We start from the raw sequence: 15,896 nt of genomic DNA on the forward strand, positions 1-15,896 counted from the left end.
ATCAGCCGGCCGGCCAAGCCGACGCGGGCATCGCCGGCGTGTCGTCCAGCGTAGGTGACACCGTTGTGCCGAAGCCGGCCGCCGCCAGCGAGCCGACGGCCAGTTCGCCGTCCACGATCCGAAGCCGCGGGCCGGCGGGTGTGGCCTGGTACAGGTCGGGGTGTGCAGCCAGGAAGGCCTGCGCCTCGGCCGCCGGCCGGCCCTGGAATCCGTCCACGAAGTGGTGCGCATTGCGCTCCACGTCGCCGATGCCCAGCCAGGCGACCAGGGCCAGGTCCTGCTGCAGGGCCAGCCCCGGCAGTGTGGTGAGGTCTTCCGCCGACATGAAGCAGGGGTCGGCCGGGCTCGCGGCGTTCCACAGCAGGCAGCGCGCCCGGTTCAGGATGGACTTGTAGAAGCCCTTGCAGGCCTTGGTGGAGACGCCGCGGTAGCCCAGCTGGCGGGCGCGCACGAAGGCGTCCAGTTCGCCGTCCGACTCGTCGATGAGCAGCGGCGGCAGGCCCTGCAGGTCCGGCAGCGGCGCGGCAAGCGCTCGGCCGCGGGCGATGGGCTGCTCGATGAAGCGCACCGCGGCGCACAGCGACACCAGCGCGGGATCGGCGCGCATCTGGCGCCACAGCGCGATCACGGCGGCCGCGTCCTCGAACTGCTCGTTGCCGTCCAGCGTCACGGCCCAGCCGGGCGGCTGGGTGTCGAGCAGCGCCGCGATGCGGCCCAGGCGCGGGAGGTCGGCCCCGGGCTGGCCGGAGAGCTTGATCTTGAAGTGCCGGTTGCCGTAGGCGGCGATCACCGCTTCCAGCGTCTGCGGCAGGCCGTCGTGCACCTGGGCGCTGGCGGTCACGTCCGCGGCGGTGATCGGGTCGAGCAGGCCCACCGTGTGGCGAGCGGCCAGGCGCCGCAGCGGTTGCTGCCCCGCCAGGAAGGCGGGCAGGTCCAGCCGCGCCAGGTCGGGCGCCACGGGGGCGGCCTCGATGCCGGGCAGGTTGGCGTGCAGCGCCTGCCAGAGCCCGACGCCTTCCAGCCGGCACAGCGCGTCGAGCACCGCCCGGTCGAGCAGGGCCGGCCCATAGCTGGCCACCAGCGGATTGAGTCCCCGGCGTGCCCCGGCCTGCTGCAAGGGGCCGTGGTGCTGCGCGAACAGGGCGAAGGCGCTCAGCGGTGGCGCGGCCAGGTAGGCCTCGCGCGCCTGCTGCAGCGAGGCGCGCAGCTGGTGCTGGTTGTCCTCGTCCGACAGGCGTGGATCCTTGTCGAACCACTTGGCGGCCAGGGCGTCGGCCGCGAAGCCTTCGCCTTCCCGGCCGTCCGGCAGCCGGATGCGCAGCCGCACGATGGCCTGCTGGCCGCCCGTGACCGTGATGGCCCCGAAGCGGAAGGGCAAGCGCATGCGGTAGGTGGACTCGAACAGGTCCACCGCCGTGACGCGAAGGCGCGGCGCGTCCATGGATGCGCCGCCTACCAGTGCGGCCCGTCGCGGCCTTCGTCGCCACGGCCGGCGCTGCCCGACAGCTCGGTGTAGATGCGGAAGGCCAGTTGCCCCAGCTCGGGCGTGGCCCGCGTCCGGGCAGTGCGTGGGCGGGCGATGGGCACGTCGTGGATCTCCGCCACGCGGCCCGGGCGTGGCGACATCACCACCACCCGGTCGGCCAGGAAGACGGCCTCGGGAATGGAGTGCGTCACGAAGACGATGGTCTTGCGCGCGGCGCGGGGCTGGTCCTGGCCCCAGATGCGCAGCAGTTCCAGGTTCATGTCGTCGCGCGTCATGGCGTCGAGCGCGCCGAAGGGCTCGTCCATCAGCAGGATGGGCGGGTCCAGGATGAGTGCGCGGCACATCGCAGCGCGCTGCTGCATGCCGCCGGAGAGCTCGCCGGGCCGCTTGCCGGCAAAGTCGCCGAGCCCCACCAGCCGCAGCAGTTCATGCGCACGCTCGCGGTAGCGGGCACGGTCCAGGCCGGCGAGCTCCACCGGCAGCAGCACGTTGTCCAGCACGCTGCGCCACTTCAGCAGCAGCGCCGCCTGGAAGACCATGCCCACCTGCGGAATGGGCTTGTCCACCGGCACGCCCTGCACGCGCACCTGCCCGCTGGTCACCGGCCGCAGCCCGGCCATGGCGCGCATGAGCGTGGACTTGCCGCAGCCGCTCGGCCCGACCAGCGCGACGAACTCGCCTTCGTGGATGGACAGCGAGATGTCGCGCAGCGCCTCCACCGGGCCGCTTTCGGCGGGGTAGACCATGCCGGCATGGTCGACCTCGATCAGCGGCCGCGCCGTGCCGGGGCCCGGCGGCGGGGAAGCGGTGGAGGCCATGCCGGTGCCGCCTTCGTGACGCGCGCTCACTTCGCGGCCAGCGGCAGTGCCACCTTGGCCAGCAGGCCCTTGGTGTAGACGGCCTGGCAGTCCACCTTGCGGGGCAGGCCCATGTAGGTGTTCACGATGTCGACCGACGCGCACATCTTCCTGTCGTCGATGGCGCCCAGGCCGTTGTCGGCGAAATTGCGGGTGCGCATCAGATCGAAGCCGAGCAGCATGTTGGCGCGGATCACGTTCACGTCGATCTCCGGCACCCGCTTCTTGTAGATGGCCAGGGCCTCCTCCGGGTTGCTCATCACGTCGCGCCAGCCCTGGTACGAGGCCTCGAGAAAGGCCCGCAGTTGCTGGGGCCGGTCGGCGATGGTCTTGTCGCTGGCCATGAGCGACATGGCATACAGGTCGAAGCCATGGTCCGCCCAGGCCATGCGCACCACCTTGCCCTCGCCCATCGCCTTGTCGTAGAAGGGCTGGCCCGTCGTGTAGTCGGCCACCCCATCCATGCGCTTCTCGGCGATGGACGCCACCTTGGCCGTGGGCTCGATGTTGACCCAGGTGACCTTCTGCGGGTCGATCCTGTTCAGCCGCGCGAAGGCCGGAAAGGCCAGCCGCTGGCTGTCGCCGGCCGGCGCACCCACGGTCTTGCCCTCCAGGTCGGCGGGCTTCACCAGCGGTGCGTCGCTGCGGCTGAAGAAGGTCATGGGCGTCTTGTCGAAGACGATGCCCACGATCTTGACCCGCGCGCCGCGCGAGACGGCCGAGATGATCGGCACCGCATCGGCCAGGCCGGCGTCGGCGCGGCCGGTGTCCACCTTGGCGATGGCGTCGCCCGAGCCCTTGGAGGCCTCGATGCTCACGTCCAGGCCGCGCTGGGCGTAGTAGCCCTTGTCCAGCGCCACCCAGTAGGCCGCGTGGTCGCCCACGGCGAACCAGTTGAGCGCCAGCGTGAACTTCTCCTTGGGCTGGGCGAGGGCCGGGCCGTGGGCCGACAGCAGCGCGAGGCCGGCCATGGTGGCCTGCAGGGCGGCGGAACGAAGAGGCATGGCAGCTTCCTTTCTGGGGAGGGAGGACGAAGCGGTGGAGGAGGATTCGGGAATGGGCGGGCGCCTCAGCCGGCGCGGTCCTCGGCCCAGGGCGCGAGCAGGCGCGACAGGCCGGCCACCAGGCCGTACAGCAGCAGGCCCAGCAGGGAGATCCACACCAGCGCGGCGAAGGCGGCCGGCGTGTTCATGCTGCTCTGCGTGGTGATGATCACGTAGCCCAGGCCTTTCTGCGAGGCGACGAACTCGCCCACGATGGCACCCACCACTGCCGAGGTGGCGGTGACCTTCAGCGCGCTCAGGATGTAGGGATAGGCATTGGGAATGCGGATCTTGAGGAAGACCTTCCACTTGGGCGCGCTGAACACGCGGCCCAGGTCCACCAGGTCCTGGTCGATCTGCGTGAGGCCGACGGCGGTGTTGATGACCACCGGGAAGAACCCGATGAGCGCGCCGATCAGCATGTTGGGCAGGATGCCGTAGCCCAGCCACATCAGGAACAGCGGCGCGATCGCCACCTTGGGCAGCGTGTTGACGAAGACCAGGAAGGGCGTGAGGGCCCGCGAGAGCCCGGGCGACCACGCGATGGCCATGCCCAGCAGCACGCCGGAAGCGCCGGCCAGCACGAAGGCGCCGAGGATCTCCACCGCGGTGATCCAGGCATGCTGCAGCCACGGGATCTCCTGGCTCACCATGGCCTGCAGCACGGCCCCGGGGCTGGGCAGCAGGTACTCGCGGATGTCGAAGACCGACACCGCCAGCTGCCACAGGAGCACGAAGCCGACGAAGATGCCCACGGCCGGCAGGTAGTGGGCGAGGGCCTGGCGCAGACGGTGCATGCGGCGTTCCTGGAGTGGGGTTTCAGCGGAGCCAGCGGTCGCGGTTCGCGGCCACGAACTCGTCGTCGGACAGGTCGGCGTGCTCGCGGCACACGCGATCCAGCGCGTCGGCCTGGCCGGGGCTCAGGCCCTCCTGCGGATCGAGGCACCAGATGCCGTCGAGCAGGCCCTGGCGGCGCAGGATCTCGTGGCAGCCGGCGATGCAGCCGCGGAAGTCGTTCGCCACGTCGAAGAAGGCGCTGTTGCAGTCGGTGACGCGGCTGTCCAGTGCCAGCAGCTCGGCCGGCACGGCGCCGGCCGCGACCGCGGCCTGGCAGCGTTGCAGCAGCTGCACGGCCTTCTGCGTCCAGACCGACCAGTGCCCCAGCAGCCCGCCGCGAAAGCGCACGGTGACCGGCGCGCCGTCGCGCATCACGGTGAACGGCGTGAGCAGGTCCAGCACGATGTGGTCGTCGTTGCCGGTGTAGAGCGTCACCCGCTCTTCGGCCCGTGCCGCCACCAGGCCGCGCACCACGTCCAGGGTGCGGTAGCGGTGGAAGGGCGCCACCTTGATGGCGACCACCTGCTCGATGGCCGCGAAGCGGGCCCAGAAGCCTGCGCTGAGCACACGGCCGCCGACCGCCGGCTGCAGGTAGAAGCCCACCAGCGGCAGCTCGGCCGCCACGGCCTGGCAGTGGGCGATGAGTTCGTCCTCGCTGCGGTCGCTCAGGGCGGCCAGGCTCAGCAGGCCGGCGTGGTAGCCCAGATCGCGCGCCAGCCGGGCCTCGGCCAGGGCCTGGGCGGTCGGGCCGCACAGCCCGGCGACGAGCGCGAGTTCCCGCTGCGTGCCCACCCAGTCGCGGGCCGTCTCGGCCGCCAGCCTCAGCACCGGCGCGTACAGCCCCCGCTCGCGGATGGCGAACTGCGTGGTGTGCACGCCCACGGCGAGGCCGCCCGCGCCGGCGTCGAGGTAGTAGCGGGTGAGGGCGCGCTGGCGGCGCTCGTCCAGCTGTCGCTGCGCATCCAGGGCGAGCGGGTGGGCAGGAATGGCCAGGCCGCGCTGCAGCAGCTGGCGGGCATGGGTCACGGCGTCGTCGGCAAGAGGCATGGGGTCATCCGAATTCGGGGCCGGCCACGGCGAAGAGAGGGGCCGAGGGTTGGGTCACGCAGTCGGGCAGGGCCTGCGCCCGCGCCATGCGCACGAAGGGCCGCTGCACGGTGAAGCCCTGGGCGCCGAGCCATGCGCGCAGGCCGGTGTGGGCATCCGGCACGTCGATGAAGACCGGCCCGTCCAGTTCGGCCAGGGCGGTCTGCAGCAGCGCCTGGGCCTGGGCGCTCGTGGGCGCCACCAGGGGGCCGATCTGCCAGGCCCGCCGGCCTTCGCGCGCGATGACGAAGGCCGAAGGGCCGCCGTCGCCCGCCCACAGCCACGTCCGCGTGCCGCGGCGGGCCAGCAGGTCGCGCAGCAACAGGCCGCGCGTGAGGCCGCTCGCGTTGCGGTCGAGGGTGGTCAATGCGTCTTCGTCGTCGCCCCGGGCGGGCCGCACCGCGCTGTCCACCACCGAGGCAGGATGTCGGCCGGCCTCGCCCGCCCAGCGGCAGAAGCCGAAGCCGGGCCGGAAGCCGAGGCGCTCGTACACCGCCTGGCCGGCCGGCGTGGCGTCGAGGACGGGGGTGAGCCGGTGCTCGTCCAGGTGTGCCAGCGCCTCATGGAGCAGGTCGCTGGCCAGGCCCCGATGGCGCCATTCGCGGTCGACCAGCACCATGGAGATCCAGGCCAGTGGCCCATAGGGCAGCACGGCCGCGGTGGCCACCAGCTCGCTGCGCGCGGTGCGCCGGCCGATGGCGACGCCGTGGCGCGCGAAGAAGGCCCAGTCGTCGGCCGTCTGGTTCCAGCCCGCGGCATCGGACAGTGCCACGCCGGCGAACACGTCCGCGTCGCCCAGCCGCACCGCGCGCGTCGGCTCGGCGTCGGTGCGGCTGCCGGTCGCCTCAGAAGGCGCCATCCCGCACCTCGAACTTGGTCGGCTTGTGCAGGCTGGGGCGTTGCTGGATCACCCAGTCGGCCACCCAGTCGAGCATCGCGCCCAGCGGCACGACGGGATAGCCGAAGAGGCGGGTGGCCTGCGTGGTGTCCGACAGCAGGGCGGTGGGCGCCTCCTGCCCGCTCACCCGCACCGGCACGTCCATGCGGCGGGCGAATTCCTCGACCAGCCAGCGCACGGAGAGGGTCTCGGGGCCGGTGCAGTTGATGGGCGAGGGCGGCGTGGTGCAGTGGCGCAGGCTGCGCAGCGCCTGGGCATTGGCATCGCCCTGCCAGATCACGTTCACATGGCCCATGGCCAGGTCGATGGTCTCGCCCCGGTGCACCTTGGCGGCGATGTCGTGCAGCACGCCGTAGCGCATGTCGATGGCGTAGTTGAGGCGGAACAGCCGCCCCGGCGTGCCATGGCGAGCGCCGAAGTACTGGAACATGCGCTCGCGGCCGATGCAGGACTGGGCGTATTCGCCGATGGGCGCCGGCGGCGTCAGCTCCGAGGCGCCCTGGCGCCCGACCGGCGTCAGCGGATAGATGTTGCCGGTGGAGAAGGCCACGATGCGCGATTCGCGGAAGGTGTCGGCCACCAGCGCCGGCACATGGGTGTTCATGGCCCAGGTCAGGGCCTGGTTGTCCTTGGCGCCGAACTTGTGGCCGGCGGCGAAGACGATGTTGGGCACCTTCGGCAGGGCCTGCAGTGCGTCGCGGTCGAGCAGGTCGCAGGCGATGGTGTGCACACCCCAGGCCTCCAGCTGTTCGCGCACCGCCGGGTCGCTGAAGCGGGCCACGCCGATCACGCGCTTGTGCGGTGCGGCGTTGCGGGCCAGCCGGGCCAGTGTCGGCCCCATCTTGCCGGCCACGCCCAGGATCATCAGGTCGCCATCGACCGCGGCCAGATCGTCCACCAGGGCCTGGGTCGGACGGGCCAGGAAGGCATCCAGCGCCTCCACCGAGTCGAAGCGCTCGGGCAGTTGCGTGGGGTCCAGCAGGGCCGCGGACGCAGGCGCCGCGGGGGAAAGGCTTGGGCTCATGGGTGACTCCGCGGCACCGGTTCCGGCGCCTTGGAGATGCACTGTAGGCACCGCTTCCGGTGCTGTCAACCGTTTGGTTGAAAATGGGCGAAAGGCAGGTGGGGCCGGCTGCAGGCCCGTGGGGCCCGCGCCAGCCGGGGGAACCTTCAGGGGCGCAGCCCGGCCATGGCAAAGCTCACCACATGGGCGCGGTAGGACTCGACGGCCCCGCCCTCGCACAGGTCGCGGCCGAAGATGGAGGACAGGGTCAACCGGTTCGAGAAGAAGAAGTACGACATGCCGGCGACCGACACGTACAACTCCACCGCATCGATGCCGGCGCGGAAGACGCCCGCCGCCATGCCGCGCGCGAGCGTCTGGGCGATGAGCTCGATCAGCGGGGAATTGGTGTCGCGGATCGCCGCCGAGTCGCGCACATGGGCGGCGCCGTGCGCGTTCTCGTGGTTGAGCAGCCCGATGAAGTCGGGGTGGCGGGCCAGGTAGTCGAAGGAGAAGCCGATGAGCGCCGCCATGGCGGCGGTGGGTTCCATGTCGCCGAGGTGCAGGTCCCGCTCCAGCGAGCGGATCTCGGCGTAGACCGCTTCCAGGGCGGTGCGGTAGAGGTCTTCCTTGTTGCCGAAGTAGTAGTACAGCAGCTGCTTGTTCACGCCCGCCCGGGCCGCGATCTCGTTGACGCGGGCACCGGCCAGGCCCTTGGCCGCGAACTCGGCGCGAGCCGCCTCCAGGATGGCCTGCCGGGCCGCGTTGTGCGAGCTGTCGTCGGCGACGGGGGCTGCGGCGCGGCGTGCGGTCATGGCGAAGGGGGCGGGAAGAAGGGGGAGGCGATTATCCGCGGGGCCTCGTGCCGCCCGGGCTTGCGCGCGCGGCGCTGCGACCGGCGTGGCGAGCGGGTAGCATTGTTCGTTCTCTCCCGCCTTGCGGCACTTCGCCGAGCCTCTCTGCCCCGGCCCCTGCCGCTCCTCCCGACCGACCACCAAGGACGACGACGCGCATGACCGCTTCCTATCCCAACACCCAGCTCCTGATCGCCAACGAATGGGTCGATGCCGCCAGCGGCAAGACCCTGGACGTGATCAACCCGGCCACCGGCCAGCCCATCGGCAAGGTGGCCCATGCGGGCAAGGAGGACCTGGACCGGGCCCTGGCCGCCGCGCAGAAGGGCTTCGAAGTCTGGCGTTTCACGCCAGCGCACGAGCGCGCCGCCCTCATGCGCAAGGCCGCCGGCCTGGTGCGCGAGCGCGCCAACGAGATCGCGCCGCTGCTGACGCAGGAACAGGGCAAGCCGCTGGCCGAGGCCCGCATCGAAGTCGTGGCCGCCGCCGACATCATCGAATGGTTCGCCGACGAAGGCCGCCGCGTGTACGGCCGCATCGTGCCCTCGCGCAACCTGGCCGCGCAGTCGCTGGTCATCAAGGAGCCGGTCGGTCCCGTCGCGGCCTTCACGCCCTGGAACTTCCCCATCAACCAGGTGGTGCGCAAGCTGGGCGCCGCGCTGGCCGCCGGCTGCTCCTTCCTGGTGAAGGCGCCCGAAGAGACGCCCGCCTCGCCCGCCGCCCTGATCAAGGCCTTCGTCGACGCCGGCGTGCCGGCCGGCGTGGTCGGCCTGGTGTTCGGGGATCCGGCCGAGATCTCCAGCTACCTGATCCCGCATCCGGTGATCCGCAAGATCACCTTCACCGGCTCCACGCCGGTGGGCAAGCAGCTGGCCGCGATGGCCGGCCAGCACATGAAGCGCGCCACCATGGAACTGGGTGGCCATGCGCCGGTGATCGTGGCCGACGACGCCGACATCGCCCTGGCCGTCAAGGCCGCCGGTGCCGCCAAGTTCCGCAACGCTGGCCAGGTCTGCATCTCGCCCACGCGCTTCCTGGTGCACAACAGCATCAAGGCCGAGTTCACCGCCGCGCTGGTCAAGCATGCGCAGGGCCTGAAGGTCGGCGACGGCCTGGCCGAAGGCACGTCGATGGGCCCGCTGGCCAATTCGCGCCGCCTGACGGCCATGGCCAACGTGGTGCAGGACGCCCGCGCCAAGGGCGCCAAGGTGGTGGCCGGCGGCGAGCGCATCGGCAGCGAAGGCAACTTCTTCGCGCCCACCGTGCTGGACGACGTGCCGCTGGACGCCTCGGTGTTCAACGACGAGCCCTTCGGCCCCGTGGCGGCCATCCGCGGCTTCGACACGCTCGAGGACGCCATCGCCGAAGCCAACCGCCTGCCCTTCGGCCTGTCTTCGTATGCGTACACGCGCTCGATCAAGAACGCACACCTGCTGTCGCAGCGCATCGAGGCCGGCATGGTCTGGATCAACCAGCCCGCCACGCCCACGCCCGAGATGCCCTTCGGTGGCGTCAAGGATTCGGGCTATGGCTCGGAGGGTGGCCCGGAGGCCATCGAGGCCTACCTCAACACCAAGTCCGTGACCATCATGGCCGCCTGAGCGACCTCGTCGCTCAGCAGCAGAAAGGGCCGCATCGCGCGGCCCTTTTTGCGTCCGGCGCCCGTGCAACGCAGGGCGCCGAGCCAAAGTCATTCAGTCAGCACCGTTCGCCCTGAGCCTGTCGAAGGGCTTGCGCCCCGGCTTCGACAAGCTCAGCCCGAACGGCCTTGGGTGAATGGTCGGCCAACGTTGGGCCGCAGGATGGCTCAATGCTCACTGCGGCTTGCCCAGCCCCAGCTTGTCGATCACGGCCTTCTCGCGCTCCACCGTCTCGCGGGCGAAGCGGGTGTAGTCGGCACTGCCCATGTAGATCGGCACCATGTCGTACTTGGCGAGCGAGGCCAGGTAGCTGGGCTCTTCCATCGCCTGCTTGAAGGCGTCGTGCAGCTTCTTGACCACCTCGGGCGGCGTGCCGCGCGGGGCGCCGATGCCGAAGGGCGAGTTCTGCACGATGTCGTAGCCCAGCTCCTTGAGCGTGGGCGCATCCGGGAAGCGCGCGAGCCGCTTGTCTCCCCAGGTGTTGAGCACGCGCATCTTGCCGGACTCCACATAGGGCGCCCAGCCGGTGCTGTCGGCGCCGGCCATCAACTGGCCGCTCATCAGCGCCAGCGTGAGGTCGGCGCTGCCCTTGTAGGGCACGTGCTGCAGCTGGATGCCGGCGCGCTGCGCCACCAGCTCGGTGGTCAGGTGCGGGCTGGTGAGCGTGCCGGTGGAGCCGTAGGTGAGCTTGCCCGGGTTGGCCTTGGCATAGGCCACGAAGTCGGCCCAGTTCTTGAACGGGCTGTCGGCGGGCACGACGATGCCGAAGGCGTAGCCGGTGACGTTCAGCACGTAGCTGATGTCCTTGATCGGGTCCCAGTTGATCTTGGTGGTGTAGCCCAGGCGGAACACGCCCAGCGGGATCTGCGCCAGCGTGTAGCCGTCGGGCTGCACGGTCTGCAGCTGCTGGGCTGGCAGCGTGCCGCCGGCACCGGGCTTGTTGTCGATGATGACCGGCTGGCCCAGCACCTTGCTGGCGTTCTCGGCCAGCTGGCGCATGGTGATGTCGGTCGGACCGCCGGCCGGGAAGGCGATGACGAGGCGGATGGGTTTCTCGGGGAAGGCGCGTGCGGCCTGCTGGGCCTGCGCGCTCAGGGCGGCAGTGCCGAGGGCGGCGATCATCAGGGCGCCGAGGAGGGGGCGACGGTGCATGGAAGAGGTCTCCGGGTCTTGCTTCGTAAGGCCGGCCATTAGGCGGGAGGCGGGGCCGCGCGGCAATCGGTGGAGGCCCCGTCGAAGGGGCTTTGCTGTAGCCAAGGTGACGCGCTCTCCAGGGCTGCCGCGGCCGTGCCGCAGAAGCCGGATTCATGAAGAGTTCACTCCTCCTGCGTCCAATGCGCAGCGCTTGTCCCGACCACGATGAAGAACATCCCGAATCCGCCGGCATGCCCGTGCCCGCCGGCGGCCGCGCAGCCGCGACCGACCCCCGTGCCGCGTGCCAGCCTGACGGCGTTGGCCATCCTGCTGTCCGCCCTGACGGCGCAGGCCATGCAGCCGCTGATCACCGACGACACCGGCACCCAGGGCGCCGGCGTCGAGCAGATCGAACTGGCCGCCGCACGCGCCCGCCAGTCCACCGGCCCGGGGCGCCAGACCGGCGACAGCCTCGCGGCCACCTACACCTATGGCCTCACCGACACCGTCGACCTCTATGCTGCGCCCACCTTCCTGCGCATGCAGGCCGACGGCAGCCGCACGAGCGGCTGGGGCAACACCGCCTTCGGCCTCAAGTGGCGCTTCTACGAGAACGAGGCCACCGGCACCAGCCTCGGCATCAAGCCCGAGTTCGACGCACCCGTGAGCAGGGGCCGCGAGGCGCGAGGCCTGGGCGACGGCCGCAGCTCGGCGCAACTGACGCTGCTGCTGAGCCAGCAGTTGCCCTTCGGCGCCCTGCACGTCAACTATGCGTGGGGCCGCCAGCGCGACATCGATCCGATGGCCGGTGCCATCCAGCGGCGCCTGTCCACGGCGCTGGTCTGGAACATCGCCGACGACTGGAAGCTGGCCGCCGATGTGGGCCTGCAGCAGCGCCAGGGCGTCGACGCGACGCGCCAGCGCACGCGCTATGCCGAGCTCGGTGTTGTCTACAGCCTGGGCCCGCGCTGGGACCTGGCCGCGGGGGTGATCCGCGCGCGGGACGACCAGCAGCCGGCGGTCCGCACCACCACCGGCACGCTGGGCCTCACGGGCCATTTCTGAGTCATCTGCCGGTCAGCCAAAGGGCGCGGAACGCCGCTCTGCACTTAATTTGGCGTTAAGCGCGTCCGCTGACCATCACGGCCATTCGTCAACCTGCGCAGTGGCTTTTCTGCCGCCGCGACACGGACCACCCATGCGCCTGTTCTCTCCCCTGGGCGATGCCATGCCGACATCGCCGATCCCCTCCGCCTTTCCCGTGGCGGGCCATCTCACGCGGCATCCGGAGGCCGACCCGCAACGCTCCGCGGTGGAGCAGAGCATCCGCGAGATGTATGCCCAGCGCTATGGCGCCCTGGTGCCGGCCTTCGCGCCCATGCTGCTGGCGCTGCGCGAGGGCAGCCATGTGCTCGCCGCGGTGGGCTACCGTCGGGCGGACGAAGGTCCGCTCTTCCTGGAGCAGTACCTCGACGCGCCCGTCGAGTCGCTGATCGCCGCGCATGCCGGCCGGCCCGTCGATCGTGCCGGCATCGTGGAGGTCGGCAACCTGGCCGCGCCGCGGGGTGGCGAAGGCCGCCGCCTCGTGCAGCTGCTCGGGCCCTACCTGATCGGCGAGGGCTTCGACTGGGTCGTGGGCACCGTCACGCAGGAACTGCGCGCGATGCTCGTGCGCCTGGGCGTGGCCCCGCTCACGCTGGGCCGCGCCGTGCCCGATGCGCTGGGCGACCAGGCCCGCTGCTGGGGCAGCTACTACGACCACGAGCCGGTGGTGATGGCCATCCACCTGCGGCGCGCCCTGCGGCACTTCATGACGCGCCGCGCCCGCCTTGCCGCCGGAGGCCGCGCATGACCGCCACTTCGCATGACCCGCAGGCCATCGCCCTTGACGACGGCATCCGCACCTGGCGCGCGGCCGACGTCGATGCCCAGGCCGCCTCGCTCGCGCAGCGACTGGCCGCGCAGGGCACCCGCGTGCTGGCCACGCTCATGGACAACTCGCCCGCCTGGGTGATCGCCGACCGGGCGGCGCTGCGGGCCGGCATCGTGCATGTGCCGCTGCCCGCCTTCTTCACGCCGGAGCAGATCGCCCATGCCATCGGCGCGTCGGGCGTGGACACCGTGCTCACCCTGCCGCCCGTGGCCGCCCGCTGGCCGCAGGCGCCGGCCGTGCCGTGCGAGATCGCCGGCCAGCCCTTCACGATGCTGCGCCTGCCCGCGCGCAAGGTGCCCATGCCGCCGGGCACGGCCAAGATCACCTTCACCTCGGGCACCACGGGCGCACCCAAGGGCGTGTGCCTGACGGCCGCGTCCATGCAGCGCGTGGCCGATGGCCTGGTGGTGGCCATGGCGCCGCTGCAGGTGCAATGCCACCTGTGCGCGTTGCCTTTCGCCGTGCTGCTGGAGAACATCGCTGGACTGATGGCGCCCCTGACGGCCGGTGCCACCTGCATCGTGCTGCCCCTGCAGGATGTGGGACTCACGGGTTCGTCCAGCTTCGATGTCGCCGCCTTCCACGCCGCCGTCGTCCGGCACCAGCCGAACAGCCTGATCCTGCTGCCGCAGATGCTGCGGGCCTGGGCGGGCTATCTGGCGCAGACGCGCCAGCGCGCGCCCGAGTCGCTCAAGCTGGTGGCCGTGGGCGGCGCCGCGGTCGGCGTGGGTCTGGTGCAGGGCGCGCGTTCGCTGGGCATCCCGGCCTACGAGGGGTATGGCCTGTCCGAAGGTGCCTCGGTGCAGACACTCAACCTGCCCGGCTGCGACCGCCCGGGCAGCGCCGGCGCTGCGCTGCCCCATGCCCGCCTGCGCATCGCGGCCGATGGCGAGATCGAGGTGGCCGGCAGCCTGTTCGCCGGCTACCTGGGCGATGCGCGCGCGCCGGGCGAATGGTGGCCGACGGGCGATCTGGGGCATCTGGATGCCGACGGCTTCCTGCATGTGGATGGCCGCAAGAAGAACCTGCTGATCACCGCCTTTGGCCGCAACGTCTCGCCCGAGTGGGTGGAGACCGCGCTGCGCGGCCATCCTGCCATCGGCCAAGCGGTGGTCTTCGGCGATGGGCAGCCGGCCCTGTCGGCGGTGCTCTGGCCGCTGGCGGCCGATGCCGACGATGCCTGGCTGCAGGCGGCCGTCGACGCCGCCAATGCGCACCTGCCCGATTACGCGCGCATCCAGCGCTGGGCCCGCGCCGTCGTCCCCTTCACGGCCGAGTCCGGCATGGCCACCGCCAACGGCCGGCCGCAGCGCGCGGCCGTGCTGGCGCGCCATGCGCAGGCGCTGGAACTGCCCGCGCCGGCCCTTGCCTGAGCCCCACCTTCTTCCTTCTCATCCCTTCACGGAGCTTCCGATGAGTTTCCATGCCCGCCTTGTCGCCGAGACCGCCACCGAGCGCGTCGGCCTGCTCGGCACCCCGATCATCCAGGGCTGCCTGCGCGGCGACGTGTCCCTGCCCAGCTACCTGGCCTTCCTGCGCGAGGCGTACCACCACGTCAGCCACACCGTGCCGCTGATGCGGGCCTTCAAGGCGAGGCTGGATGCCAGCCATGCCTGGCTCGAAGGCGCGCTCGACGAATACATCGAGGAAGAGCAGGGCCACGACGAGTGGATCCTCGACGACATCCGCGCCTGCGGCGGCGATGCCGAGGCCGTGCGCCGCGGCCCGCCCGGCCATGCCACCGAGGTGATGGTGGCCTATGCCTACGACACCATCGCCCGCCGCAATCCGCTGGGCTTCTTCGGCATGGTGCATGTGCTGGAAGGCACCAGCGTCTCGATCGCGCTGATGGCCGCCGACCAGATCCAGAAGCCACTGGGCCTGCCCGACTCGGCCTTCAGCTACCTGCGCTCGCACGGCACGCTGGACCAGGAGCACACCGCCCATTTCGCGCTGCTGATGGAGCAGATCGAGGACCCGGCCGACCAGGACGCCATCGTCCACGCGGCCCAGGCCTTCTACCGGCTCTATGGCGACGTCTTCCGCAGCCTGCCGCTGCCGCAGGGCCAGACGGCGGTGACCTCTGCCGCGGGAGTGGCGGCATGAAGGCGGCCGACAGCCGGGTACTGCTCACCGGCGCCAGCGGCGGCATCGGGTCCGCCGCCGCGCGTCGGCTGATCCAGGCGGGTGCCAGCGTGATGCTCGCCGGCCGTTCGCCCGCGCGGCTGGCGGCCCAGGCCCGTGCCCTGGTGCGCGAGCTGGGCGTGGAACGCCATCGCGTCGAGTGGTATGCCTCCGACCTGACCCGGGTGGACAGCCTCGATCCTCTGGTGCAGGTGGCGGCGCAGTGGCAGTGCAATGCCGTGGTCCATGGCGCTGGCACGCCCGCGTTCGGCCGGCTGGAGTCCTTCGATGCCGGCGCCGTCGCCCAGGTGCTGCAGCTGAACCTGTTCACGCCCATGCTGCTCACGCAGGCGCTGCTGCCGCATCTGCGGCAGCAGAAGCAGGCCAGCGTGCTCTTCGTCGGCTCGGTGCTGGGCCGGCTGGGGCTGCCGGGCTTCAGCGTCTACAGCGCCGGCAAGTTCGGTCTGCGCGGCTTTGCCGAGTCGCTGCGCCGGGAACTGGCCGATACGTCGGTCAAGGTGCAGTACCTCGGACCGCGCAGCACGAAGACCGAGTTCAACAGCGAAGCCGTCGAGCGCTACAACCAGGCCACCAAGACCGCCATGGACGATGCCGACACGGTCGCCCAGGCCCTGGTGCAACTGCTGGAGCGCGGCACGGCCGAGCGCTTCCTGGGCTTTCCCGAAAAGCTGGCGGTCCGCCTGAACGGCATGGCGCCCGCCCTGCTGGACGGCGCCTTCGCCGCCCACCGCAACAGCCTGCCGCCGGTGCAGCCGCCCGCGCCGCTCACGCTCGAGCATTTCGAGTCGCAGCGGCCCGAGTCCGCCGACGCGCATTCACTGCAGGCGCCGCAGCTCTGAGGCTGCAGGCCCTGCAGCTCTGAGCCCCGGACCCCGGCCCGCCTTCGACCCCCTCCACCTTCCTTTGCGAATTCCATGAAGACCCCCCCTGCCACCTTCTCATCCCGTGCCGTCGCTGCCGCCAGGCCCGCCGGCGCAGGA

15 protein-coding genes are annotated in these 15,896 nt (G+C 71.3%); 6 read left to right on the plus strand and 9 right to left on the minus strand.

The features are described from left to right. Position 1: 1 nt before the first annotated feature. The 8 genes from L0984_RS15885 to L0984_RS15920 form a co-directional block, all read right to left on the minus strand. The gene (locus L0984_RS15885; protein ID WP_234194586.1) at positions 2 to 1,441 is read right to left on the minus strand and encodes a mandelate racemase; all 1,440 of its coding nucleotides are present in this window, start codon (positions 1,439 to 1,441) and stop codon (positions 2 to 4) included. 11 nt (positions 1,442 to 1,452) lie between these two features. Continuing rightward, positions 1,453 to 2,232 (minus strand): ABC transporter ATP-binding protein, encoded by a 780-nt coding sequence (locus L0984_RS15890; RefSeq protein WP_370646048.1) that lies wholly within the window; start codon positions 2,230 to 2,232, stop codon positions 1,453 to 1,455. 98 nt (positions 2,233 to 2,330) lie between these two features. After that, positions 2,331 to 3,347 (minus strand): ABC transporter substrate-binding protein, encoded by a 1,017-nt coding sequence (locus L0984_RS15895; protein WP_234194588.1) that lies wholly within the window; start codon positions 3,345 to 3,347, stop codon positions 2,331 to 2,333. 65 nt (positions 3,348 to 3,412) lie between these two features. Next, complete coding sequence (locus L0984_RS15900; RefSeq protein WP_114802329.1) at positions 3,413 to 4,183, minus strand: ABC transporter permease; 771 nt, start codon at positions 4,181 to 4,183, stop codon at positions 3,413 to 3,415. A 22-nt stretch (positions 4,184 to 4,205) separates the two neighbouring features. After that, positions 4,206 to 5,270, minus strand: coding sequence for a dihydrodipicolinate synthase family protein (locus tag L0984_RS15905; protein ID WP_234194589.1), 1,065 nt, complete (start codon positions 5,268 to 5,270; stop codon positions 4,206 to 4,208). Between the two features lie 4 nt (positions 5,271 to 5,274). Beyond that, positions 5,275 to 6,168, minus strand: coding sequence for a GNAT family N-acetyltransferase (locus L0984_RS15910; RefSeq protein ID WP_234194590.1), 894 nt, complete (start codon positions 6,166 to 6,168; stop codon positions 5,275 to 5,277). Continuing rightward, positions 6,155 to 7,231: an NAD-dependent epimerase/dehydratase family protein gene (locus L0984_RS15915; protein WP_234194591.1), complete on the minus strand. Its 1,077-nt coding sequence runs from the start codon at positions 7,229 to 7,231 to the stop codon at positions 6,155 to 6,157. The genes L0984_RS15910 and L0984_RS15915 overlap by 14 nt, the downstream gene beginning before the upstream one ends. A 146-nt stretch (positions 7,232 to 7,377) precedes the next feature. Then, the gene (locus L0984_RS15920; RefSeq protein ID WP_017761386.1) at positions 7,378 to 8,025 is read right to left on the minus strand and encodes a TetR/AcrR family transcriptional regulator; all 648 of its coding nucleotides are present in this window, start codon (positions 8,023 to 8,025) and stop codon (positions 7,378 to 7,380) included. A gap of 197 nt (positions 8,026 to 8,222) precedes the next feature. On the opposite strand from L0984_RS15920, the gene L0984_RS15925 reads away from it, so the two are divergent. Further along, a complete protein-coding gene (locus L0984_RS15925; RefSeq protein WP_234194592.1) occupies positions 8,223 to 9,665 on the plus strand; it encodes an NAD-dependent succinate-semialdehyde dehydrogenase in 1,443 nt (480 codons plus the stop codon). A gap of 213 nt (positions 9,666 to 9,878) precedes the next feature. Here the strand turns inward: L0984_RS15925 and L0984_RS15930 are convergent, their stop codons facing one another. Then, complete coding sequence (locus tag L0984_RS15930) at positions 9,879 to 10,856, minus strand: tripartite tricarboxylate transporter substrate binding protein (RefSeq protein WP_234194593.1); 978 nt, start codon at positions 10,854 to 10,856, stop codon at positions 9,879 to 9,881. Between the two features lie 276 nt (positions 10,857 to 11,132). Between L0984_RS15930 and L0984_RS15935 the strand changes: the two genes are divergently transcribed. From L0984_RS15935 to L0984_RS15955, 5 genes are all read left to right on the plus strand, one after another. Continuing rightward, positions 11,133 to 11,903 (plus strand): transporter, encoded by a 771-nt coding sequence (locus tag L0984_RS15935; RefSeq protein ID WP_234194594.1) that lies wholly within the window; start codon positions 11,133 to 11,135, stop codon positions 11,901 to 11,903. A 133-nt stretch (positions 11,904 to 12,036) separates the two neighbouring features. Further along, positions 12,037 to 12,690: a thermostable hemolysin gene (locus L0984_RS15940; protein ID WP_234194595.1), complete on the plus strand. Its 654-nt coding sequence runs from the start codon at positions 12,037 to 12,039 to the stop codon at positions 12,688 to 12,690. Further along, complete coding sequence (locus L0984_RS15945) at positions 12,687 to 14,144, plus strand: AMP-binding protein (RefSeq protein ID WP_234194596.1); 1,458 nt, start codon at positions 12,687 to 12,689, stop codon at positions 14,142 to 14,144. Before L0984_RS15940 ends, L0984_RS15945 begins: the two co-directional genes overlap by 4 nt. Positions 14,145 to 14,184: 40 nt before the next feature. Further along, positions 14,185 to 14,877 carry a TenA family transcriptional regulator gene (locus L0984_RS15950; protein ID WP_234194597.1) on the plus strand — a complete coding sequence of 231 codons (693 nt, stop codon included), beginning with the start codon at positions 14,185 to 14,187 and terminating at the stop codon, positions 14,875 to 14,877. Further along, positions 14,874 to 15,755, plus strand: a complete 882-nt coding sequence (locus L0984_RS15955; protein ID WP_017761393.1) for an SDR family oxidoreductase — start codon at positions 14,874 to 14,876, stop codon at positions 15,753 to 15,755. Before L0984_RS15950 ends, L0984_RS15955 begins: the two co-directional genes overlap by 4 nt. Positions 15,756 to 15,896 lie beyond the last annotated feature (141 nt).

Source organism: Pseudacidovorax sp. NFM-22 (assembly GCF_021401245.1).
Classification (GTDB): Bacteria; Pseudomonadota; Gammaproteobacteria; order Burkholderiales; family Burkholderiaceae_C; genus Xenophilus.

Bases quoted from the DNA above. Each gene is read 5' to 3' on its own strand.
- L0984_RS15900 (WP_114802329.1), bottom strand. From the start codon at position 4,183: ATGCACCGTCTGCGCCAGGCCCTCGCCCACTACCTGCCGGCCGTGGGC.
- L0984_RS15910 (WP_234194590.1), bottom strand. From the start codon at position 6,168: ATGGCGCCTTCTGAGGCGACCGGCAGCCGCACCGACGCCGAGCCGACG.
- L0984_RS15955 (WP_017761393.1), top strand. From the start codon at position 14,874: ATGAAGGCGGCCGACAGCCGGGTACTGCTCACCGGCGCCAGCGGCGGC.
- L0984_RS15890 (WP_370646048.1), bottom strand. From the start codon at position 2,232: ATGGTCTACCCCGCCGAAAGCGGCCCGGTGGAGGCGCTGCGCGACATC.
- L0984_RS15945 (WP_234194596.1), top strand. From the start codon at position 12,687: ATGACCGCCACTTCGCATGACCCGCAGGCCATCGCCCTTGACGACGGC.
- L0984_RS15930 (WP_234194593.1), bottom strand. From the start codon at position 10,856: ATGCACCGTCGCCCCCTCCTCGGCGCCCTGATGATCGCCGCCCTCGGC.
- L0984_RS15915 (WP_234194591.1), bottom strand. From the start codon at position 7,231: ATGAGCCCAAGCCTTTCCCCCGCGGCGCCTGCGTCCGCGGCCCTGCTG.
- L0984_RS15940 (WP_234194595.1), top strand. From the start codon at position 12,037: ATGCGCCTGTTCTCTCCCCTGGGCGATGCCATGCCGACATCGCCGATC.
- L0984_RS15950 (WP_234194597.1), top strand. From the start codon at position 14,185: ATGAGTTTCCATGCCCGCCTTGTCGCCGAGACCGCCACCGAGCGCGTC.
- L0984_RS15885 (WP_234194586.1), bottom strand. From the start codon at position 1,441: ATGGACGCGCCGCGCCTTCGCGTCACGGCGGTGGACCTGTTCGAGTCC.
- L0984_RS15895 (WP_234194588.1), bottom strand. From the start codon at position 3,347: ATGCCTCTTCGTTCCGCCGCCCTGCAGGCCACCATGGCCGGCCTCGCG.
- L0984_RS15925 (WP_234194592.1), top strand. From the start codon at position 8,223: ATGACCGCTTCCTATCCCAACACCCAGCTCCTGATCGCCAACGAATGG.
- L0984_RS15920 (WP_017761386.1), bottom strand. From the start codon at position 8,025: ATGACCGCACGCCGCGCCGCAGCCCCCGTCGCCGACGACAGCTCGCAC.
- L0984_RS15905 (WP_234194589.1), bottom strand. From the start codon at position 5,270: ATGCCTCTTGCCGACGACGCCGTGACCCATGCCCGCCAGCTGCTGCAG.